Raw genomic sequence first — 20,103 nt, 5'->3', positions numbered from 1 at the left:
AAAACTCCGTATAAGCCTTACAAGGCCTGAATCAAGGGATATCACACCTGTTTTGGACAGACGCTGCCATGCCATTGTGGCGATCGTCGTCCCGACGGCATCGCCACGATCGTTCGGGATGTTTGTCATACTCCCGGTTTATGAATCCACGCCTGCCGCTTACAATCAGATGTCATTTTCCGGGAGGCTCGCATGGACTGCTTATCCCATGCTGATACCGCACTACCTACGCTCTATCTTCATCGCTGGCGCGCCTGGCTTCCCGAGCGTGCCGGCCTGGAGGTACCGGCCTGTGTCATCACCGATGACAAGCCGCCGGCCGCCAGCGTGCCGGCCCTGCTGCGACGGCGCCTGACCCCGCTGGGGCGCGCCTTGTGTACGCTTCTTGGCGAGATGGCCGCCCATGAGCGCCCGGCCGTGCCGGTGCTGCATGCCTCGCGCCACGGCGACGGCCACCGCCCGCTGGACATGCTCGACACCCTGTTCGAAGGCGAGCCGCTTTCGCCGGCCCGATTCGGGCTTTCGGTCCACAACGCCGTGCTGGGCGTCTACTCGATCGCCTTTGACAATCACGCCTCGATGGCCGCGCTGGCCGCCGCCGGTGAGGAGTTCGAGGCGCTTTTGAGCGAGGCCCGGGGCTATCTGGCGGAGGGATGCGACAGCGTCATGCTGATTCTGACCGACTCGCCGGTGCCCGAGCGCTATCGCATCCGGGACCAGGCGCCGCAGCGCCCCTCTGCGATGCTGATGGAGCTGTCGCTGTCGCCCGCACCCGACGCCGTGCGCCTGCAGGCCAGATGCCTTGACACGCCCGCCACGCAGGTGCCGGTCGTGACGCCGCCGCGGCTGACGGACTGGCTGACGGAACAGGGCGAGCTGACAACGCGTGTCCCGCCCCTTTGCTGGCAGGCCATCAGCGATGAGCGCGCCCCGCTTACCGGTTAGCGCCCCAAAGCCTGTCCGGTTCTGGCATCATATGCCGCCCCCGGGCGGGGCAGACGATGGCCCAGCGGCGTACTCGTCTGTTCGGACACGACAACAAGGATTCTGGAGAACGTCACATGGCCGATACAGCATTGACCGAACTTGAGCGCGATGTCGCCAACATGATCATCGAAGCGCTGGAGCTTGAAGACATTACGGCAGACGATATCGACCCTGAAGCCTATTTGTTCGGCGAAGGGCTGGGGCTTGATTCCATCGATGCCCTGGAACTGGGGCTGGCGCTGCAAAAGCGCTACGGCATTCGTCTGGACAGCGACGCCGAGGAAAACCGCGAGCACTTTGCAAGCCTCAGGCAACTCAGCGCGCTGGTTGCCGAGCGTCGCAACGACTGAGGTGCCTGATGGGAGCCATGCCTGCCGGGCGCCCCGGTACACGTCCCTGGTCATCACCACTGTCGATGGTGGTGTTTCCGGCCGCCCTGTGGATCGTTTTGCCACTCTGGGGCGTTCAGGCTCTGCTGGCCACCTTCATGGTGCTGGCAGGCGCCCACTGGCTGGCGGGAGCGCATCGCATCCGCTGGACGCTGGTGCTTTTGATGCTGCTGGCACTTTTGCTGAGCGGCCGTGCGGAACTGGGCGTGCGTCTTTACCCGGTCATCATCAATGTTTCGCTGGCGCTGATCTTTCTGACCAGTCTTCGCTCCACGCCTCTCATCGAGCGGCTGGCCCGCCTGTCGGAACCCGACCTGCCCCCCGAAGGTGTGCGCTATACCCGCCGGGTCACCTGGATGTGGGGTATCTTCATGAGCCTCAATGCCCTGGCGGCCCTGGCGCTGGCGCTGTGGGCGCCGCTTCACGTCTGGCAATACTATACCGGCGCCATCAGCTACGCCTTGGCGGCCCTTTTGATGGCGGGTGAGTGGCTGGTGCGCCAGCGTGTCCGGCGCCGGGCGGTGAACGCATGAGCGCTCACCCTCTCTCTGCGCCCTCGCTGACGCGCTGCCCGTGGCTGTCGGGCGAGGCCACCGACATCGTGGCCTGTTCAGGCCAGCAAAGACGCACCCGCGGCGAGCTGTGTGAGGCCATCAGGGCCTGGGCCAATCTGCCCCTGCCACCGGATCAGGAAGTGGCGCTGTATGACAGCGACCCCTGGCGCTTTACTGCGGCACTGCTGGGTCTGTGGCACGCCGGACGCCGGGTCTGGCTGCCCGGCGACGCCCTGCCCGAGACCGTGGCCCAGCTACGCCGGCGCCATCTGGTTCTGCTCGGTGAGCTGCCGGGCGCTCGGCCAACCCCGTCACCATCGGCGGCGGCACCAATTCCCCAGCTCTCTCCCAACCAGGACGCTGTGGTGCTGTTCACCTCCGGCTCCAGCGGCGAACCCACCCCCATCTTTCGCACCCTGGGCCAGCTGGAAGCCGAAGTTGCGGCCTTTGAGCGCCACTGGCCGCTGGCCGAGGGCGTCGTGATCAGTCAGGTCAGCCATCAGCACACCTGGGGGCTGACCGCCGGGCTTTTGCGCGCGCTTGCCACCTCGCACCCCTTCGGCCTTGAAATCGTGACCTGGCCGGAGACGCTGGCCGAGTGGCTCATGAAGGTGCCGGTCAGCGCCCTGATCAGCTCGCCGCCGCAGCTCTCCCGCCTGCCCGGAGCGGCGATCGACAGGCCGTCCCGCAGGCCCGGGCGCCTTTTCAGTGCCGCCGCACCGCTTGATGAGGCCGCCGCTGCTCATGCGGAGACGCTGATGGGCAGCGAGCTTATCGAGATCTACGGCAGTTCGGAAAGCGGCGCCATTGCCTGGCGCCGGCCCTGTCACGACACGACCTGGCAGGCGCTTGATGACGTAGCGCTTCGATGTGACGGCGCACGCACGCTGCTGCGATCCGCCCGGCTGCCTGAGCCCGAACGCTGGCATGAGCAGGCCGATCACATTCATCTGCTCGATGAGCACCCGACGCGCTTCATCCTGCACGGTCGCGCCGATCGCATCGTCAAGGTGGGTGGCAAGCGTGTATCGCTGGAGGGACTGGCCCATCATATCGAGGCCTTCCCCGGCGTAGTGGCCGCGCGCTGTCTGACCATCGACCACTCGGGCGGGCGCATCGGCGCAGTGATCGCCATGGCACACAACGCCATTGCCCACGACCACGACACGCGACGCGCGCTCATCAGCGCTTTGCGACGGCATCTGGCCGATGCCTTCGAGCCCGTGGTACTGCCGCGTTTCTGGCGCTTTGTAGAGCAGCTGCCGGTCAACGCCCAGGGCAAGCTCACCCGGACCATGGCACGCCATCTCTTTGATGATCTCGATGATCGCCGCCAGCCACGCTGGCTGGATATTGAATCGCCAACCCCTGATCAGCGCCGGATCACGCTTGAAATTCCCGAGCGTTTGGCGGCGCTGGAAGGCCACTTCCCGGGGCGACCCATTGTGCCCGGCATCGCCCTGATTCACTGGGCCCGCCAGCAGGCCGAGCGTCTTTTCAAGGGCCCGGATCAGTGGCGCGACATGCGACGCGTGCGCTTTCCCGCGCCGCTTTTGCCCGGTGATCGCGCCGTCATGACGCTGAGTCGCCAGCATGACGCCCTGACCGTGAGCGTCAGCTCTCATCGCGGCCAGCACCTGCAGCTGCGCCTGCTCGGCGCCGCCACCGATCCCGGGGAGGTGTCATGAGCCATGTCCGCGACGGCGTCGCGTTTTCTGTCTGTGTGCTGGTGCCCGTGTACAACCATGAACAGGCCATCGTGACGACCTGTGAAGGGCTGGCCTGCCTGGACCTGCCCATCGTGCTCATTGATGACGGCAGTCACGTTGCGTGCGCGGCGGTGCTGGAGCGCCTGGCGCAGGCCCCCGGGGTGCATCTGCTGCGTCTGGCGCGCAACGGCGGCAAGGGCCGCGCCGTTCGCCTGGGCCTTGCTCACGCCCGGGAACTCGGGTTTACCCACGCCCTGCAGGTCGATGCCGACGGCCAGCATGATCCATCGAGCCTGCCGCCCTTTATCGAGGCGGCCAGGCAACACCCCGAACGGCTTTTGATCGGCTATCCGCGCTTTGACCACAGCGTGCCGCTGCACCGCTTTATCAGCCGCTACATCACCCATGTGTGGGTCTGGTGCAACACGCTGTCCACCGCGCTGCGTGACACCATGTGCGGCGTGCGCCTTTACCCGCTGGTCCCGGTCAATGCCCTGCTGGCACGCCACGGCTGTGGTGATCGCATGGAGTTTGATACCGAAGTGCTGGTGCGCTGGTTCTGGGCCGGCCAGCCGGTCGACAATCTGGCGGTACGGGTCACCTATCCAACGGACGGCGTGTCCCATTTTCGCCTGTTTCGGGACAACGTTTTGATGGCGCGCATGCATCTGCGCCTGACGCTTGGCATGCTGATACGCCTGCCGAAGCTGCTGTACAGACACTGTCGATCCTTGCGCCACGCGCGACACAAGAGCCACTCATGACATCACCGCAACGCAGACGCCACTGGTCGGCCATCAGCGAATCCGGCTCGCTCGGAGGCATTCGCCTGATGCTGGCCATTTATGACCGCTTCGGCGCGCGCGCCTATCAGGGCGTGCTCTTTCTTGTCGGCCTGTATTACTGGTTGCGCCGGCCGATCGCCCGACGCGCCTCGCGTCAGTACCAGCAGCGCCTGAAGGCCTTCTGCCCGTCGGTGACGCTGCCGCGCATGGCCACCGTGCGCCACTTCACGACCTTTGGCACGGCCATTCTGGACAAGGTGCTGGCGCTTCACGGCCGCATCGACCCCCGCGCCATCCATATCGAACAGCGCGACACGCTCAGAGCCGCCATCGAGGCCGGCCGCGGCGGCATTATCGTGGTCACCCATCTGGGCAGCCACGAACTCTGCCAGGCGCTGGGACAGCTGCGGGGCGATCTGAAAATGAGTGTGGTCATGCACACGCAGCACGCCCGGCGATTCAATTCGCTGTTTGCCAACATTGACCGCCCCATGCCGGTGGAGATGATCGAGGTCAGCGATATGGGGCCGGCCACGGCCCAGCGACTTCAGGCCCGCGTGGCCGAGGGCGGCTTTGTGGTCATTGCTGCCGACCGCGAGCCCATCGAGACCGGCGCCAGGCGGCGCTGGATCGATTTTCTCGGCCACCCGGCACCCTTTCCCGAAGGTGCCTTCTGGCTCGCCATGCTGCTGCGCTGTCCGCTCTATCTGCTGCTCTGCACGCGCGAAGGCAAAACGCATCACGTCCACTTCGAGTCGCTGGGCGATGCCGCCGAGCTGTCGCGTCGCGAACGTGACGCCTGGATGGCGCAGACCATGACGCACTTTGTCGAGCGTCTTGAACATTTCTGCTGTCGTTATCCGCTACAGTGGTTCAACTTTTACCCGTTCTGGCAGTCCGAAAAGCAAAACGCACGCCCACCCCGTTAACTCACGGACAGTCGCTGTCCTGCCGGCCCAGGAGCTCAGGTTACATGTCTTGTCGCACGCGCTTACGATCACTGTCCCTTGCTATTGCCACGCTTGCGCTGTGGCTTGCCGCCGCGGCGGCTCAGGCCATGAGCCTTGAGGCGCTGGCAGACCATCTGGCCGCCCAGGGCGATGTGGCCGGTCGCTTCGAGCAGACCCGCTATCTGGCCGATCTGGATACGCAGATCGACGGTCGCGGTCACTATCGCTTCGAGCAGGGGGATCGCGTGATCTGGTCGCTGGAGTCCCCGGTGGCGGAGACCATGGAGCTTTCCGAGGCCGGCATCCGGCGCAACGGAGAGCGCATCGACGACGACCCGGCAGGCGTTGCCACCCTGATCATGCAGCTGCTCAACGGCCGGCTCTCGACGCTGTCGGACCGCTTCGAGGTCACGCTTGAAGGTGATCAAACGGACTGGCATGCCACGCTGGTGCCGCGCCACCAGGGTCTGGCGAGCTATCTCGACAGCATCGACATGCGTGGCGACGATCGCCTCGAGCAGGTCAACATGGCCATGGCCGACGGTGATCGGCTCAATATTCATCTGCTGCCCCCCGAAAAAGGCGGCCCTGCTGGCGATACGCCCTCTCGGCAGGCACCCTGACCATGATGCGCGCAACGCGCCTGCCGGCCCTTTTATGGTGTCTGGTGCTGATGGCCTGTCTGGCCTTCAGCAGCGTCCAGCTGCTGCGCGGGGCGAGTCTTGATACCCGCATCACGGCGCTTTTGCCCGAGACCCACCAGTCCCCCGGGATCGATCGCGCCAACGACCAGCTTGGCGCCCCCTTTACCCACCGTTTCGTGCTGCTGCTGGCGGCTGACCAGCCGGGCGAGGCCGCCGATGCCCTGGCGCAGGCTCTCGAGCGTGCCGACGTGGTCAGCGAGCTGCGCTATCGCCCGGGCGATTATCAGCTCGACAGCCTGCTGGAGGTGCTGGGCCCCTCGCGCTATCGGCTGCTCAGTGATGACCTGCGCGCGACCCTCGACAGCGGTGATAGCGACGAACTGCGCCGGCAGGCGCTGGCCTCTTTGGTCATGCCCACCGGCATCGATCAGCACCCGGTGCGAGACCCCTTCGGACTGCTCAATCGCTGGCTCGATAGTCAGCTCTCTACCCGTTTCGATACCCGGGGCGATCTGGTCACGCTCGAGGTCGACGGCCGAACGCTGGTGGTCATGACCGCCGAGCTTTCGGGCAACGCCTGGGACACCGGTCTGCAGGATCGCCTGACCGACGCCATCAACGACTTCCAGGGGGCGCACCCCGACGCGCAGCTGTGGCGCTCCGGCATGGTCTTTCACGCCGCCGACGGCGCCCATCAGGCCAGAAGCGAAATCAGCACCATCGGCCTGGGCTCGCTGATCGGCGTGCTGTTGATTTTGCTGGTGGTCTTTCGCTCGCCGGTCACGATCGCCACCCTGCTGCTGCCGCTGGCAAGCGGTGGCGTGTTTGCCCTGGCCGTGACGCTGTGGTGGTTTCAGGGCATCCATCTATTGACCATTGCCTTTGGCAGCAGCCTGATCGGCGTGGCGATCGATTACGCGCTGCACCTGCAGTGCGCCCGCACGCTCGCCGGTCACGAATTTCGCCTGCGCCGCATGCTGCCGGGGCTGGCGCTGGGGCTGGTGACCAGCGTCATGGCCTATGTGGTCCAGGCCTTCACACCCATGCCGGGGCTGCGCCAGATGGCCGTCTTTGCCGGCTGCGGGCTGGTGGGGGCCTGGCTGACGGTGGTGCTGTGGCTGCCGCTGATGCGCGTACGCACCACCCCCGGCACCCGGAAGCTGGCCGAACGGCTCTGGCAGGTGCTGACCCGGCTGCGGGGCCGACTCGGCCCGCGTACGGCGCTGGTACTGGCACTGGTGGCCGCAGCCATTGCGGGTCTGCGCCTGCAGGGTGATGACAGCCTGCGCTTGATCAATACCTCCTCACAGCAGCTGCTGGGCGATGAGGCGCTGGTGCAGCGCGAGCTGGGCCGCGATACCGGCACCGTCTATCTGCTGGTCACGGCCCACGACAGCGAAGGCTTTCTCGGCCGCGTTGAGTCGCTCGATCCCATGCTGGATGGGCTGGTCGAAGAAAACCATCTGGGCGGCCACACCAGCCTGGCCGATCACGTGCCCTCCCGGGCGAGACAGCGTGCCAATCTTGAGCGAACCCGCCGGCTTTATCAGCAGCAGCTCGACCGGGTATATGCCTCGGCGGGCCTGCCGCCGGCGCTTTACGAGCGCGCCCTGGAAGCGCTGGAACACTCGCCCGCCCTGACGCTGGATCAATGGCTGGCAAGCCCGCTGGGCGAGAGCGACCAGCGCCTGTGGCTTGGCGAGATCGACCGGGGGCGGGTGGGCGGCATGATCACGCTCAACGGCGGCATCGATGACCATGCACGCCGGCAGCTGGCAAGCCTTGCGCGCAGCGATGAGCACATCGAGCTGGTCGACCGGGTCGAGCAGATCGGCGAGGTGCTGGGCAAGCTGCGCCGCCAGATCGCCCAGTGGGTCGCCGGCGCTCTTGTCCTGCTGACCCTGATGCTGGCCCTGCGCTATCGACGGCGCACCTGGCGGGTGATCGCCCCGGCCGGTGGCGCCATCCTGACCGTGCTCACGCTCTATGCCCTGCTGGGGGTGCCGCTCAATCTGTTCCATCAGCTGGCGCTGTTGCTGGTGCTGGGTATCGGGCTGGACGCCGGCATCTTCATGCAGGAACATCCCAGAGCGCATCACGCCTGGCTTGCGATCACGCTGTCGATCATTTCGAGTCTGCTGGCCTTTGGCCTGCTGGCCTTCAGTGCCACGCCGGTACTGCACCACATCGGCATGACGACCCTGATCGGCCTGGCCAGCGTCTGGCTGCTCACGGCACTGGTGCAGCACCGCCTGCCCCGTGATCGAACAACCCCTCATGACAATGACAATGCCCATGAATGATTCCATGACCTCTTCTGCAGCGCGCTCGTTTGATGCCGACCTGCCCGAGGAAGACACCGATGTGGCCGTGATCGGCGCCGGACCGGCCGGCGCCGTGGCGGCGGCCATGCTGGCCGCGGCCGGCCATCGCGTCGTCGTGATCGAGGCGGCGCACTTCCCGCGATTTTCCATCGGCGAAAGCCTGTTGCCACAGTGCCTGATGGATCTCGAGCGCGCCGGTCTTGCCGACATGATCAAAGACGCCGGCTATCAGATGAAAAACGGCGCCCGCTTTGTCCGCGGCGAGCAGCGGGTCGACATCGATTTTCAGGACAAATCGAGCGAGGGCACCGGGCAGGCCTGGCAGGTCGAGCGCGCCGACTTTGATCAGCGCCTGATCAAGGCGGCGTGTGCGCGTGGCGCCGAGGTGCGCTTTGGCCAGCGGGTCACGGCCTTTGATAGCGACCAGCACGCGCCGGCGCTGACCATTTGCGATGAACAGGGCCAGCAATGGCGCCTGAAGGCGCGCTTCGTGCTGGACGCCAGCGGTCTGGCCCAGGTGCTGGCGCGCCTTGAGGGCACGCTGGAAGAGACGCATCTGACGCAGCGCCAGGCGCTTTTTACCCATCTGTCACTCAAGCCGGATGCCTGCCAGACGCACGCGTTTGACCGCACCAAGATCCAGATCGGGCTGCACGGTCGTGCCAACGTCTGGTACTGGGTCATTCCCTTTGCCAACGGCCGCGCCTCGACCGGCTTTGTCGGCGCGCCTGACGAACTGGCACACCTGACCGGGCCTGATACGGATGAAGCGCCGGGCTTTCAGGCCTGCTTTGGTGCCTTCAGCGAGCTTGATGGCTGGCTTGATGTTGAAAATCCCCATCGCCCCATTGCCTCGCTGGGCGGCTACAGCCGCAACGTTACCAGCCTTGCCGGCCCGGGCTACGCCATTCTCGGCAACGCCGGCGAGTTTCTCGACCCTATCTTCTCCTCCGGCGTCACCATTGCGGTGCGCTCGGCCTGTCTGGCCACGCCGCTGGTCAGGGCGCAGCTTGAAGGCGGTGACGCGGACTGGCAGGGGGATTTTGAGCGCCCGCTGCGCCACGGTATCGATACCTTCCGCGCCTTCGTGGAAGCCTGGTATGACGGCCGCCTGCCGGCCATCATTTTCCATCCCGAGCCGCCGGCCTACCTGCGACGCATGATCAGCGCCGTACTGGCAGGCTACGCCTGGGATGACGACAACCCCTTCGTCCGCCAGCCGCGTCGCCATCTCGATACCCTGGCCCAACTGTGTGGACACGCCGCATGACAGCACTGCCCTTTCTGCCACGACGCCTGTGGCCCTTTGCGCTTTTATTGATTCTGACCCTGCTGGCAGGCTGCAGCGTACCCGCCATGGCGCCTCAGACCGCCCCGGGCTGGCAGGGCGAGGCGCAAACGCTCAAGCGCAAACTGACCATCACGCCCTTTGACGATGCCCGCAACGAGCAGACGCTACTGGCCGTCATTCGCCTCTCCGATGAGGGGCTGCGCGTGGTGATTGCCACACCCACCGGCCAGCGCCTGTTCACCCTGATCCGTGATGACGAGGGCGCGCGCTATACGCAGTCGATCATGGAAAAGCCGCCCTTCCCGGCGAAGTGGTTTGCCCAGCGTCTGGAGTGGAGCCTGCGGCCCGAGTCGGCACTGCGCGAGGCCTTTCATGGCAGTGACTGGCAGGTGCGTGATCAGGGCTTTGAGCATGGTCGGGTGCGCGAGATTATCGACGGCGACACGCTCGTGGCGCGCATCGACGCCATTGACCACCCCGCCGACCGGGCCCATGACGTGCTGACCGACTTTCAGATCGGCTATCGCATGGTCATCACCCCCTTCGGTGATGACCGTGCCGGAGAGACACCATGACCGCCGCCTACTGTCGACTCTCCTCGCCGGCCGTGATCTGCAGCATCGGCGGCGACCATGACACCCTCGTTGATGCCCTGACCGCCGGCCGGCGCGGGCTGACGGACAGCGATCGCTACACGCCCGGCCGCATGCTGGCGCTGGGCGATGTCACGGCGGCGCTGGTTTCGGGGGCGCGCTGGCCCGTCGAGCACGCCAGCCGCAACAACCGGCTGATCGCCACGGCGCTGAAGGCGCTCGGGCCACAGCTTGACGAGGCCCTGGCGCGTCATGCACCGCACCGTATCGCGGTGGTCATGGGCACCAGTACCTCGGGGATCTCGGAAACCGAAGCCGCCATTGCCCGCACCGGACCGGGCAACGACTTTGACGAGCGCTATCGCTACGCCCATCAGGAGCTCGGCGCGCCGGCGCATTTCATTCGCGATCATCTGGGGCTGTCGGGGCCGGCCTGGACCATCTCCACGGCCTGCAGTTCCGGCGCCCGGGCACTGAGCGCGGCGCGCCGGCTGCTGCGCTCCGGGCAGGCGGACGCCGTGATTGCCGGCGGCGCCGACACCCTGTGTAATCTGACCGTTCATGGCTTTGACGCCCTGGGGGCGATCAGCGATGCGCCGTGCCAGCCGTTCACGCGGGACCGGCGCGGCATCAATATCGGCGAGGCCGCGGCGCTGTTCATCGTCACCCGCGAGGCCGGCGGCGTTCAGCTGACCGGCTACGGCGAAAGCTCGGATGCTCACCACATCTCGGCGCCGGCACCGGATGGCCAGGGCGCCATTACCGCCATTCGTCAGGCACTCAGCATGGCCGGCCGCGACCCCGGTGACATCGACTATCTCAACCTGCACGGCACGGCCACCACGCACAACGACGCCATGGAGGCGCTGGCCCTTCATGATGTGTTCGGTGAGCATCCGCCGCCGGCCAGTTCGACCAAGGCGCTGACCGGCCATACCCTGGGCGCCGCCGGTGCACTTGAAGCCGCCTTTTGCTGGCTGGCGCTGGAACACGGTTTTCTGCCCCGCCATGTGCATGATCAAGCGCTGGATGAGACGCTGATGCCGCTGTCGCTGGTGGGCGCGGACACGACCGGTCGGCCGCGCGTGGCACTGTCCAACGCCTTCGCCTTTGGCGGCAACAACGCCGCCCTGGTGCTGGAGCGCCACGATGGATGAGTCCCGCGCCAAACAGAGCCTCTGGCCGCCCGTGGCCACGCTGGTCCCGCATCAGGGGCCGATGTGTCTGCTCGACCACGTGGTGGACGTCGACGGCGAACGTATCGTGGTGGCCGTCATCCCGTCATCGACGGATCTTTTTGCCGACGAGCGCGGCGTCCCGGTGCAGATCGCCCTGGAGTGGATGGCGCAGGCCTCGGCTGCCTGGTCGACCCTGCAGCCCCGCGAGGGCGGCACGCCGCGACAGGGCATGCTGCTGGGGGCCCGTCGCTTCGAGGCGCGCGTCGATGACTTTCCCTTTGATCAGCCGCTGGAGATTGTGCTTGCCGTGGACACCCTCGCCGACAGCGGTCTGGGCACCTTTGACGGCCTTCTCTATCGACCCGGCGACAACCCCGAGCATGACTGGCTGGCCCGGGCGAATCTGAGCGTTTTACAGACCGGGGCCGTGTAGTGGCCACCACCACTCGGGCCCCGTCGTTTTCTACTCCCACCCACGTGACCGGAAGGTGACATGTCACAGACCATCCTGATTACCGGTGCCGGACGCGGTATCGGCCGGGCCGCCGCGCTGCGTCTGGCCCGCGACGGCTTCGATATCGTCGTGCACTATCGCCAGAGCGAAGCGCAGGCCCGCGCCGTGGCGCAGGAAATTACCGCCATGGGCCGCAGCGCCCGTCTTGTGCAGTTTGACGTGGGCGAGCGCGACGAGGCCCGCGCCTGTCTTGAAGCCGATGTCGCCGAGCACGGGGCCTACTACGGCGTGGTGCTCAATGCCGGCTTTCATCAGGATGCACCCTTTCCCGGCATGACGGATGCGCAGTGGGACAGCGTGCTCAATGTCGACCTGGGCGGGTTTTACAACGTACTCAGGCCTCTGGTCATGCCCATGATTCAGCGCCGCCGGCCCGGGCGCATCGTGGTGCTCTCTTCGGCGGCCGGCGTGATCGGCAACCGCGGTCAGGTCAACTACGGCGCGGCCAAGGGCGGGCTGATTGCCGCCAGCAAGTCGCTGGCGCTGGAGCTTGCCAAACGAAACATCACGGTGAACTGTATTGCCCCGGGATGGGTCAATACCGACATGACCGAAAACGTCGATGTCGAGATCAAAAAAATCGTCCCCATGCAGCGCATGGGGGGAGCCGATGAAGTCGCCGGTGTAATCAGCTTTTTGTGCTCCAGCGACAGCAGCTACGTCACCCGGCAGGTCATTGCCGTCAACGGCGGACTGTTCTGATTCGGCCTTTTCAGACCGGCGTCAGGCAAGGCACGGCCCTGACATGTTTCGTATAACGACACGACAATAATCAGAGAGACGACGCATGACGTTCAAGGCATCGTTGTATGGCTGGACGGCCACGACCCTTCGCACGCTGGATCATCACGGCGTGCGGCTGCGCTACCCTTACCGTGACCGCATCATGTTTGAAAACGCCATCCTGCCGGCGCTGGCAAATGATGACAGCATTCGGCGCGTGCTGATGGTGGGCTGTGGCTGGTATACCCATCACTACCCGTCGCTTCTGGGCGAGGCCGAAGTCACAACCATTGATCTGGACGCCGCCAAACGGCCCTTTGGCGGCGACAGCCATATCGTGGGCAATCTGACGGCGCTGGGCGATCACATCCCGCACGGCGCGCTCGATGCCGTGTTGTGCAACGGCGTACTGGGCTGGGGCCTCAACGAGCAGGCCGATGTCGACAAGGCCTTTAACGCCTGCGTGGACTGCCTGCGACCGGGAGGCCTTTTGCTGCTGGGCTGGAACGACCGGGCGCCCTACAACCGGGTCGGCCCGGCCGATATTCCGGCCATCAGCAACCTTGAGCCGATCAGTGTCCCGGGGCTGGACGCACACCGGGTGGTCGCCCTGCCGCGCAATCAGCACTGTTTTCAGGCCTTTCGCAAACCGCTTTAAGACTGATCATCAAAGGTATGCCCGTGGCGCGGTCTTTCGCAAACGTGTGTGACAGGCTACATTGTGCACCCTGCCTTTTTCATACCTCCCGGAGGATGTTCGATGACCTTCCACCTGCCCTTTAAAGTCTCCATGGCCGCGGCCATGACGGGCGCCCTGATCATGCTGGCCACGGCAGGCCCTGCACAGGCACGCAACACCTTTCTGATGCAGCCGCTGGCCGAGGTCATGACCCAGCCCGAGGCGCAGGAAAAGCTCGATCCCTCGATCCGGCTCTACTTTGCCGACCAGCAGCACCCGGCCATTCAGACGCGCCGCGGTGGCTTCTACAGCTCCAACAAGGTGCGTGCCGCGCTTCGCACCGATGACGAATCCTGCCGTCTGGCCGCACTTCAGTCGCTGCTGGCCCTGCAGGATCGCGCCCGTCAGGTGGGTGCCGACGCCATCGTCAACATCACAAGCTACTACGAGCAGCGGGCCAATCCGGACAGCCAGCGCTATGAGTGCCGGGCCGGCAATGTGGTCACGGAAGTCGCTTTCAAGGGCGACATGGTTACGCTGGGTCAGTAACCCTGCCCTGCGGCATTAAAAAAGGGCGCCCCGAGGGGCGCCCTTTTGTTGCGCTGGCGTCTGCCACACGCCGTTTTTCATGTCGCCATGTGGATTGGCGAGCCGACATCTTCAGATGTGGCGCATCAAAAGCACCGCGCCCGGCATGGACTCAAGCAGCGTATGGGTCTTGCTGCCCATCAAAAAGCGGCGCAGCGAACTGTGTCCGTAGGCGCCCATCGCGACAAGACCGATGTCGTGTTCGCGGGCGTAGGCCGGCAGCTTGCGCCCGGCATCCCCTTCCAGGGTCACTGCCCGGGCATCGATTCCCGCCGCGCTGAGCAACTCGGCGCCGCGCTCGGCCGGTTCGGTATCGGCCGGCTCGCTGACGTGTACCACATGGGTCTCCAGACCCTCGAGCCAGCCCCACTGCATCAGCCGCGAGAGCTGATCGAGCCCACGCTTGCTGCCATCCAGGGCCACCATGGCGCGCGTCGGCCTCTGAAAACGTGCCGGGGCGATCAGCATGGGCACGTCCAGGTGCTGCGCCAGATCCTCCAGATGCGCGCCCAGCGAGTTGGTACCATCACCATGATTGTGATCACGGCCGCAGCGGCCCAGCACCAGTAGATCTTCACTGGTGCACTTCTCGCGCAGGGTGGGTGCCAGCGCCCCGTGGCGCTGCTGCATCTCCGGCATCAGCGTGTCATCCACAAGACGCGCTCTGAGCGCTTCGAGCATGTGACGCCCCGCCTCACGCGCCTGACGAGCGGCCTGCCCCTCCTCTTCGGTGCGCTCTTCCAGCATGCGCTCCCGGGTGCCCAGACCGATCTGGCCGGAATAATCCTCATGCGTCAGGGCGTGCTGTTCCAGCACGTGCATAAGACACAGTGGGGCGTTGATGCGCCTCGCCGCCCAGGCGGCATAGTCACCGATGGCACTGTCGGCACTCGCCTGATCATCGAAGCAGGCAATGATGGTTCTGCTCATGAGAGTCTCCCGAAACGCATGTCGTTGTTCGATTGTGGCTTATTCCGGGCGTCGATGCCGCCCGGACTCAGGATGCGATGGCTCAGTGACCGCCCGGCTCGATAATGCCTTCGGTCTTGTCGTGCACGCCGAAGCGGTCGACCATGGTCTGGCTGGCCTCGTTAAGCCCCACCACCTCGGCCTCGATGCCCTCGCGACGAAATTTCATGACGATCCGGTCGAGCACTTCAACGGCGGTCACATCCCAGAAATGGGCATGGGTGACGTTGATACATACCCGATCCACGCCTTCCTTGACGTCAAAGGCATCGGCAAAGCGGGTGGTCGAGGCAAAAAAGACCTGACCGCGCACGTGATAGTCGCGCTGCGATGCCCCGTCCTGCTCGTTGAGCACGCTGTCGATCTGCAGGATGCGGCTGATCTTGTTGGCAAAGAACAGCGCCGCCAGCAGCACGCCGACCAGCACGCCCATGGCCAGGTTGTGGGTGGCCACGGTCACCGCGACAGTGGCGAGCATGACAATATTGGTGGTCAGCGGCTTTTTGGGCAGATCGCGAATCGAGCCCCAGTCAAAGGTGCCGATCGAGACCATGACCATGACGGCGACCAGTGCCGCCATCGGAATTTGCGCCACCAGCGGCCCCAGAAAGACCACCATGATCAAAAGCCCGACGCCGGCGGTCATGGTGGACAGCCGGGTCCGCCCGCCGGATTTCACGTTGATCACGGTCTGACCGATCATGCCGCAGCCGGCCATGCCACCCAGAAAACCGGTGGCCACGTTGGCAATGCCCTGTCCGCGGCACTCGCGATTCTTGTCGCTGGGGGTATCGGTGAGATCGTCCACGATCGTTGCGGTCATCATCGACTCCAGAAGCCCCACCACAGACAGGGTCAGGGCGTAAGGAAAAATGATCATGAGCGTTTCAAGATTGAGCGGGATATCGGGCATCAAAAATACCGGCAGGCTGTCGGGCAGGCTGCCCATGTCGCCCACGGTGCGCACATCAAGGCCAAGGGTCATGGCAATGGCGGTCATCAGCACGATGCACACCATCGGCGAGGGAATGACCTTGCCGACCTTTGGCACATGGGGAAAGAGATAGATGATGCCAAGGCCACCCAGCATGATGGCGTAAACCGTTAGCGTGGCGTTGGCGCCGGTAATCTCCGGCAGCTGCGCCATGAAGATCAAAATAGCCAGCGCGTTGACGAAGCCTGTCACCACCGAGCGAGACACAAAGCGCATCAGACTGCCCAGCTTCAATACGCCCCAGAGTATCTGTAGAAGACCGGTCAAAATGGTCGCGGCAAAAAGATACTCAAGGCCGTGGTCGCGTACCAGAGTGACCATTAAAAGCGCCATGGCACCGGTGGCGGCAGAAATCATTGCCGGCCGACCGCCGGTAATCGCAATCACCACGGCCATCGAAAACGAGGCGTAAAGCCCGACCTGCGGGTCAACGCCTGCGATGATCGAAAAGGCGATTGCCTCGGGGATCAGCGCCAGCGCCACCACCAGCCCTGACAATACGTCAGGGCGCACGTTGGAAAACCAGTTCTGTTTTATTGAGCCCATCATGCTCATCTTTCCCTTCTGCGGTTGAAAAATTCATGGCGCCCGAGGGCGCGCGCCGTCACTGCCAGCGACCCGACGCACCGCGCCGGGTCTGAATGAGGAGGACCTGTTTCATGGCCTGACGGGACATGAACCGGTGACGCCGGATATCGACCGGTGCCACACGATGGTCCGAGTGCCGTTGTCTGTAAGGGTCATGACAGGGCGAGCAGGCCAGGGGCCGACAGCGCATCATGACACTCATGCATTACTTTTAATAAAACCACGGAGATTTGACGCCGGAGACGTCACGACAAAAGCACTCGTGCGAGTGCGCCGCTCGGGTGAGCGGTCATCCCTGAAAGGCTCAGGGTGGCGTAAGGCGCCAGAGGGTCGTGACGGGCATCGAGATCATTGCATCAACCAGCTTGGGAGGTCATCAATTGCGGCGCAGTCTAACAGCCGGACACGGATCGTGCATCCCGAAATGGCAGGCGCTTTTGTCGACATATCGCTGGGACACGGTCAACGTGTGAGCACAAAAAAGGCCGTGATCGCAGAAGATCACGGCCCTTGAGGGAAGGCGCAGATGATTTCTGCGCCCTCGCCGGTCAGGATTTACTCGCCCTGATCGGGCACGAACTCGGCATTGATGCGAAGCGTGACTTCGTCGCTGATGCCCTGCTCGTCATCGGTGGGCATCAGGTAATCGATGGCGTAGTCGCTGCGCTTGATCGTTGCTTCACCGCTAAAGCCGATGTGGTATTTCTCGTCAAAGGCGTAGACGCCGCCGCGGTTGAATTCGGCATCGATCTCGACCGGGTGGGTCTGGCCGTTGAGCGCCAGGTTACCGGTGATCGTGGCCTCGTCGTCACCATCGATTTCGATGCTGGTCGAGGTAAACGTGGCCGTGCCGTGCTCTTCGCTGTTGAAGAAATCCTCGCCCTGCAGATGCTCGGTCAGACCGCTACCGGTCAGTACCTTGTCGAGCGGGATCTCGATTTTCAGATTGCTGTCGGCGGGGTCTTCACCGAGTCTCAGCGAGCCGGACAGATCCACGAACTGGCCTTCATAGCGCGAAAAACCGTAGTGGTCCACACCCCAGGTAATCTTGGAGTGCAGCGGGTCGACATGGTAATTGCCGGCCGGCACATCATTGATGTCGTCGGTTTCAGGCGTTTGCTGATCGGCCATGGCCGGTGCAATGCTCAGCATGCCTGCCAGCACGGCGGCACTCAGTGTGGTCGTTTTTTGCACGTGGACTCTCCTTCTGTGATCCTTTGTGTTACATGCAACAGCATAGGTTAAATTAACGGCATTTGCGCCACCATCGCGCATCGATATCGCCGTTTAGTCGTCGCGGCCACCGCGCATCTGCTCAAAGATTTTGGTGATTTCCAGCGGCAGCGGGAAGACGATGGTCGAGGCGTTCTTGTTGCTCATGTCGCTCATGGTCTGCAGATAGCGAAGCTGCAGGGCGGCCGGATTTTTCGACATGATATCGGCGGCCTCCACCAGTTTCTCGGAGGCCTGCATCTCCCCTTCAGCGGCGATGATCTTGGCGCGACGTTCGCGCTCGGCCTCGGCCTGACGGGCAATCGCGCGCACCATGTCTTCGCTGATATCGACCTGCTTGATCTCGACGTTGGAGACCTTGATGCCCCAGGCCTCGGTCTGCTGATCGAGGATCACCTGGATGTCGTCATTGAGCCGATCACGCTCGGAGAGCATCTCATCAAGATCGTGCTTGCCCAGCACCGAACGCAGCGTGGTCTGCGCAATCTGGCTGGTGGCCATGCCGTAGTTTTCGATCTGAATGATGGCACGCTCGGGGTCAACCACCTTGAAATAGACCACCGCGTTGACCCGCACCGTGACGTTGTCCCGGGAGATCACGTCCTGCCCCGGCACATCCAGGGTGACGGTTCGCAGATCCACAATGTCCATTTTCTGGATCACGGGGATGATGAAAAAGAGCCCCGGCCCCTTCACGCCCTGAAAACGTCCCAGAAAAAACACCACGCCGCGCTTGTATTCGGGCAGTACCTTGACCGATGCGGCGAGAATGAAAACGATGACAACAACGGGAATCAGATAGGTCAGCATGCGACGTCTCCCTGACAGGAACTGATGGGTTTACTCGTGCGTGGATGTTGTTTGTGTCGCAGTCAAGGCGACCTCGCACTCAAGCATCAGCACCAGGCCATGAACATCGCTGACGCGGCGGTGCTCCCCTTCTGCCACGGGCGTGGTGCTGCGCGCCTGCCAGCGCTCGCCCTGAACGCGAACGTAGCCGTGATAGTCGCCCTCATGATATTCGGTGAAGTGACGGGTGGCTTCGGCCACGGCGCCGATCACCTCTTCGCGCCCGCCCATGGGCGTAATGTGGCGAAAGCGTAAAAAGCGCATGACGACCCACAGCAAAAAGGCGCCCAGAAGCAGCGCGGTGGCGATGACCAGCCCCATGCCCAGCGCGCTATCGCCGCCGGGCAAAAGCCCTGCATTGACCATCATCGAGGCGCCGGCGACAAAAACCAGAAGCCCCAGCAATCCCACCACGCCAAAGGTCGGCGTAATGGCCTCGATGCCGATCAGCAAAAGGCCCAGCAAAACGATCAGGACCCCGTCCTCGACGGCCATTGGTGTGGCCGCCCAGGCCGGCAGCGCCACCAGCGAAAGAAGAAGAAAAATCAACAGGCGGGGTGCAGGTGTCATCAGAGCTCCCGGCAGGCGGACTGCATCAGATATCAATAATCAACAGAGTACACCTGCCGACTGCACTGTGTCTGAACGAATCACCATGGCGAAGCCATCCTCGGGCGTGGCTGGGTCGAAGCAAAGAGGCCCCGACCGGTCGCAACGCGCGAAACGGCCTAATAAGCAGGAGGCCAAATGCGATAGCGTCTACCCCGTTTAATTAAAACCTGCTTATGGAAATTTTATGCGACCCCGGATAGAGGTGCTGTGGACAGGCGGCTGGGATTCGACCTATCGGGTTCTCTCGTCGGCCATGGTCGATCATAAAACGGTCGTTCCGCATTACATTGTTGATCTGGGACGGGCTTCCAGTCTGCGCGAACTGCAGGCCATTTCCGAAGTGCGCGCGGCACTGGCCGATATCGATTCCGAGGCGGCCGCCCGAATCGAGCCGCTTCGGATCACACCGGTCAGCGAAATTGCGAAAGTGCCCGAGCTGAGTGCGGCCTACCACCGGCTGACACAGCAGGCACATCTGGGCAGCCAGTACGACTGGCTCGCTCGCTATGCCAAAAGTGAAGGGATCAGGCACCTGGAGCTGAGCGTGCATGTCGATGACAAGGCCTATCACTTTCTCAAAGGCAGGGTGGTGGCCACCGCGGATAGCAGCTGGACGTTTGACGATCGGGTCGACACCGACGAGGCCATTTTCCGCTTTTTCGACTTTCCTTTGCTGGAGGTCTCCAAGACACGGATGAAGGTTGAGGCCGAGCGTCATGGCTTTATCGACGCACTGGAGAAATCCTGGTTCTGCTACAGCCCCATCGACAGCGCCCCCTGCGGACTCTGTAATCCCTGTCGCTACACCATCGAGGAGGGCATGGAGTATCGCCTGCCGGCGAAGGCGCTGCGCCGGCACCGCACCCGCCATTTACGCCGGGCCGCCAGAGCGCCGCGCGCCCTGTGGCGACGTACGGCACGCATGCTCTCCTTCTGACCCCGAACGCCCC

Annotated in this window: 21 protein-coding genes; 16 read left to right on the top strand and 5 right to left on the bottom strand. The window is 64.0% G+C overall.

Annotation, left to right across the window (positions count from 1 at the left end; translation table 11 throughout):
- Positions 1-192: 192 nt before the first annotated feature.
- From ACS92L_RS00595 to ACS92L_RS00525, 15 genes are all read left to right on the top strand, one after another.
- Entirely contained in the window at positions 193-945 is a 753-nt protein-coding gene (locus ACS92L_RS00595; RefSeq protein WP_438766321.1) for a beta-ketoacyl synthase chain length factor, read from the top strand.
- Positions 946-1,061: 116 nt separating this feature from the next.
- Positions 1,062-1,337 (top strand): phosphopantetheine-binding protein, encoded by a 276-nt coding sequence (locus tag ACS92L_RS00590; protein WP_438766320.1) that lies wholly within the window; start codon positions 1,062-1,064, stop codon positions 1,335-1,337.
- 8 nt (positions 1,338-1,345) lie between these two features.
- Positions 1,346-1,909 carry a hypothetical protein gene (locus tag ACS92L_RS00585; RefSeq protein WP_438766319.1) on the top strand — a complete coding sequence of 188 codons (564 nt, stop codon included), beginning with the start codon at positions 1,346-1,348 and terminating at the stop codon, positions 1,907-1,909.
- Positions 1,906-3,618: an AMP-binding protein gene (locus tag ACS92L_RS00580; protein ID WP_438766318.1), complete on the top strand. Its 1,713-nt coding sequence runs from the start codon at positions 1,906-1,908 to the stop codon at positions 3,616-3,618. The genes ACS92L_RS00585 and ACS92L_RS00580 overlap by 4 nt, the downstream gene beginning before the upstream one ends.
- Positions 3,615-4,403, top strand: coding sequence for a glycosyltransferase family 2 protein (locus tag ACS92L_RS00575; RefSeq protein WP_438766317.1), 789 nt, complete (start codon positions 3,615-3,617; stop codon positions 4,401-4,403). The genes ACS92L_RS00580 and ACS92L_RS00575 overlap by 4 nt, the downstream gene beginning before the upstream one ends.
- Positions 4,400-5,353 carry an LpxL/LpxP family acyltransferase gene (locus tag ACS92L_RS00570; protein WP_438766316.1) on the top strand — a complete coding sequence of 318 codons (954 nt, stop codon included), beginning with the start codon at positions 4,400-4,402 and terminating at the stop codon, positions 5,351-5,353. Before ACS92L_RS00575 ends, ACS92L_RS00570 begins: the two co-directional genes overlap by 4 nt.
- Positions 5,354-5,397: 44 nt before the next feature.
- Complete coding sequence (locus tag ACS92L_RS00565) at positions 5,398-5,997, top strand: outer membrane lipoprotein carrier protein LolA (protein ID WP_438766314.1); 600 nt, start codon at positions 5,398-5,400, stop codon at positions 5,995-5,997.
- Positions 5,998-5,999: 2 nt separating this feature from the next.
- Entirely contained in the window at positions 6,000-8,321 is a 2,322-nt protein-coding gene (locus ACS92L_RS00560) for an MMPL family transporter (protein WP_438766313.1), read from the top strand.
- Positions 8,314-9,612, top strand: coding sequence for an NAD(P)/FAD-dependent oxidoreductase (locus tag ACS92L_RS00555; RefSeq protein WP_438766312.1), 1,299 nt, complete (start codon positions 8,314-8,316; stop codon positions 9,610-9,612). The genes ACS92L_RS00560 and ACS92L_RS00555 overlap by 8 nt, the downstream gene beginning before the upstream one ends.
- Positions 9,609-10,208: a DUF3261 domain-containing protein gene (locus tag ACS92L_RS00550; protein ID WP_438766311.1), complete on the top strand. Its 600-nt coding sequence runs from the start codon at positions 9,609-9,611 to the stop codon at positions 10,206-10,208. Before ACS92L_RS00555 ends, ACS92L_RS00550 begins: the two co-directional genes overlap by 4 nt.
- Complete coding sequence (locus tag ACS92L_RS00545; protein ID WP_438766310.1) at positions 10,205-11,383, top strand: beta-ketoacyl-ACP synthase; 1,179 nt, start codon at positions 10,205-10,207, stop codon at positions 11,381-11,383. Before ACS92L_RS00550 ends, ACS92L_RS00545 begins: the two co-directional genes overlap by 4 nt.
- Positions 11,376-11,837 carry an ApeP family dehydratase gene (locus ACS92L_RS00540; protein WP_438766308.1) on the top strand — a complete coding sequence of 154 codons (462 nt, stop codon included), beginning with the start codon at positions 11,376-11,378 and terminating at the stop codon, positions 11,835-11,837. Before ACS92L_RS00545 ends, ACS92L_RS00540 begins: the two co-directional genes overlap by 8 nt.
- A 60-nt stretch (positions 11,838-11,897) precedes the next feature.
- Positions 11,898-12,620: a 3-oxoacyl-ACP reductase FabG gene (gene fabG / locus ACS92L_RS00535; RefSeq protein ID WP_438766307.1), complete on the top strand. Its 723-nt coding sequence runs from the start codon at positions 11,898-11,900 to the stop codon at positions 12,618-12,620.
- 85 nt (positions 12,621-12,705) lie between these two features.
- Positions 12,706-13,299: a class I SAM-dependent methyltransferase gene (locus tag ACS92L_RS00530; RefSeq protein ID WP_438766306.1), complete on the top strand. Its 594-nt coding sequence runs from the start codon at positions 12,706-12,708 to the stop codon at positions 13,297-13,299.
- Between the two features lie 102 nt (positions 13,300-13,401).
- On the top strand, positions 13,402-13,869 hold the full coding sequence (locus ACS92L_RS00525; protein WP_438766304.1) for an excinuclease ATPase subunit: 468 nt from the start codon (positions 13,402-13,404) through the stop codon (positions 13,867-13,869).
- Between the two features lie 111 nt (positions 13,870-13,980).
- On the opposite strand, the gene ACS92L_RS00520 is transcribed toward ACS92L_RS00525, so the two are convergent.
- The 5 genes from ACS92L_RS00520 to ACS92L_RS00500 form a co-directional block, all read right to left on the bottom strand.
- On the bottom strand, positions 13,981-14,838 hold the full coding sequence (locus ACS92L_RS00520; protein ID WP_438766302.1) for a universal stress protein: 858 nt from the start codon (positions 14,836-14,838) through the stop codon (positions 13,981-13,983).
- An 82-nt stretch (positions 14,839-14,920) separates the two neighbouring features.
- Positions 14,921-16,420: a SulP family inorganic anion transporter gene (locus ACS92L_RS00515; protein ID WP_438766300.1), complete on the bottom strand. Its 1,500-nt coding sequence runs from the start codon at positions 16,418-16,420 to the stop codon at positions 14,921-14,923.
- 594 nt (positions 16,421-17,014) lie between these two features.
- Entirely contained in the window at positions 17,015-17,653 is a 639-nt protein-coding gene (locus tag ACS92L_RS00510; RefSeq protein WP_438766299.1) for a YceI family protein, read from the bottom strand.
- A gap of 93 nt (positions 17,654-17,746) precedes the next feature.
- On the bottom strand, positions 17,747-18,502 hold the full coding sequence (locus ACS92L_RS00505) for a slipin family protein (RefSeq protein WP_438766298.1): 756 nt from the start codon (positions 18,500-18,502) through the stop codon (positions 17,747-17,749).
- Between the two features lie 30 nt (positions 18,503-18,532).
- The gene (locus ACS92L_RS00500; RefSeq protein WP_438766297.1) at positions 18,533-19,111 is read right to left on the bottom strand and encodes an NfeD family protein; all 579 of its coding nucleotides are present in this window, start codon (positions 19,109-19,111) and stop codon (positions 18,533-18,535) included.
- 226 nt (positions 19,112-19,337) lie between these two features.
- Between ACS92L_RS00500 and ACS92L_RS00495 the strand changes: the two genes are divergently transcribed.
- Positions 19,338-20,090, top strand: coding sequence for a hypothetical protein (locus ACS92L_RS00495; RefSeq protein ID WP_438766296.1), 753 nt, complete (start codon positions 19,338-19,340; stop codon positions 20,088-20,090).
- Positions 20,091-20,103: the final 13 nt, after the last annotated feature.

Source organism: Kushneria halocnemicola (genome assembly GCF_965650455.1).
In the GTDB taxonomy this organism is placed as follows: domain Bacteria; phylum Pseudomonadota; class Gammaproteobacteria; order Pseudomonadales; family Halomonadaceae; genus Kushneria.
The sequence above is the reverse complement of the archived record's forward strand: the minus strand, read 5'-3'. Positions and strand labels throughout refer to the sequence as shown.

What these genes read in the sequence shown, in the direction of transcription:
- ACS92L_RS00595 (WP_438766321.1), top strand. Translation starts at nt 193, where the DNA reads ATGGACTGCTTATCCCATGCTGATACCGCACTACCTACGCTCTATCTT.
- ACS92L_RS00590 (WP_438766320.1), top strand. Translation starts at nt 1,062, where the DNA reads ATGGCCGATACAGCATTGACCGAACTTGAGCGCGATGTCGCCAACATG.
- ACS92L_RS00585 (WP_438766319.1), top strand. Translation starts at nt 1,346, where the DNA reads ATGGGAGCCATGCCTGCCGGGCGCCCCGGTACACGTCCCTGGTCATCA.
- ACS92L_RS00580 (WP_438766318.1), top strand. Translation starts at nt 1,906, where the DNA reads ATGAGCGCTCACCCTCTCTCTGCGCCCTCGCTGACGCGCTGCCCGTGG.
- ACS92L_RS00575 (WP_438766317.1), top strand. Translation starts at nt 3,615, where the DNA reads ATGAGCCATGTCCGCGACGGCGTCGCGTTTTCTGTCTGTGTGCTGGTG.
- ACS92L_RS00570 (WP_438766316.1), top strand. Translation starts at nt 4,400, where the DNA reads ATGACATCACCGCAACGCAGACGCCACTGGTCGGCCATCAGCGAATCC.
- ACS92L_RS00565 (WP_438766314.1), top strand. Translation starts at nt 5,398, where the DNA reads ATGTCTTGTCGCACGCGCTTACGATCACTGTCCCTTGCTATTGCCACG.
- ACS92L_RS00560 (WP_438766313.1), top strand. Translation starts at nt 6,000, where the DNA reads ATGATGCGCGCAACGCGCCTGCCGGCCCTTTTATGGTGTCTGGTGCTG.
- ACS92L_RS00555 (WP_438766312.1), top strand. Translation starts at nt 8,314, where the DNA reads ATGAATGATTCCATGACCTCTTCTGCAGCGCGCTCGTTTGATGCCGAC.
- ACS92L_RS00550 (WP_438766311.1), top strand. Translation starts at nt 9,609, where the DNA reads ATGACAGCACTGCCCTTTCTGCCACGACGCCTGTGGCCCTTTGCGCTT.
- ACS92L_RS00545 (WP_438766310.1), top strand. Translation starts at nt 10,205, where the DNA reads ATGACCGCCGCCTACTGTCGACTCTCCTCGCCGGCCGTGATCTGCAGC.
- ACS92L_RS00540 (WP_438766308.1), top strand. Translation starts at nt 11,376, where the DNA reads ATGGATGAGTCCCGCGCCAAACAGAGCCTCTGGCCGCCCGTGGCCACG.
- fabG (WP_438766307.1), top strand. Translation starts at nt 11,898, where the DNA reads ATGTCACAGACCATCCTGATTACCGGTGCCGGACGCGGTATCGGCCGG.
- ACS92L_RS00530 (WP_438766306.1), top strand. Translation starts at nt 12,706, where the DNA reads ATGACGTTCAAGGCATCGTTGTATGGCTGGACGGCCACGACCCTTCGC.
- ACS92L_RS00525 (WP_438766304.1), top strand. Translation starts at nt 13,402, where the DNA reads ATGACCTTCCACCTGCCCTTTAAAGTCTCCATGGCCGCGGCCATGACG.
- ACS92L_RS00520 (WP_438766302.1), bottom strand. Translation starts at nt 14,838, where the DNA reads ATGAGCAGAACCATCATTGCCTGCTTCGATGATCAGGCGAGTGCCGAC.
- ACS92L_RS00515 (WP_438766300.1), bottom strand. Translation starts at nt 16,420, where the DNA reads ATGATGGGCTCAATAAAACAGAACTGGTTTTCCAACGTGCGCCCTGAC.
- ACS92L_RS00505 (WP_438766298.1), bottom strand. Translation starts at nt 18,502, where the DNA reads ATGCTGACCTATCTGATTCCCGTTGTTGTCATCGTTTTCATTCTCGCC.
- ACS92L_RS00500 (WP_438766297.1), bottom strand. Translation starts at nt 19,111, where the DNA reads ATGACACCTGCACCCCGCCTGTTGATTTTTCTTCTTCTTTCGCTGGTG.
- ACS92L_RS00495 (WP_438766296.1), top strand. Translation starts at nt 19,338, where the DNA reads ATGCGACCCCGGATAGAGGTGCTGTGGACAGGCGGCTGGGATTCGACC.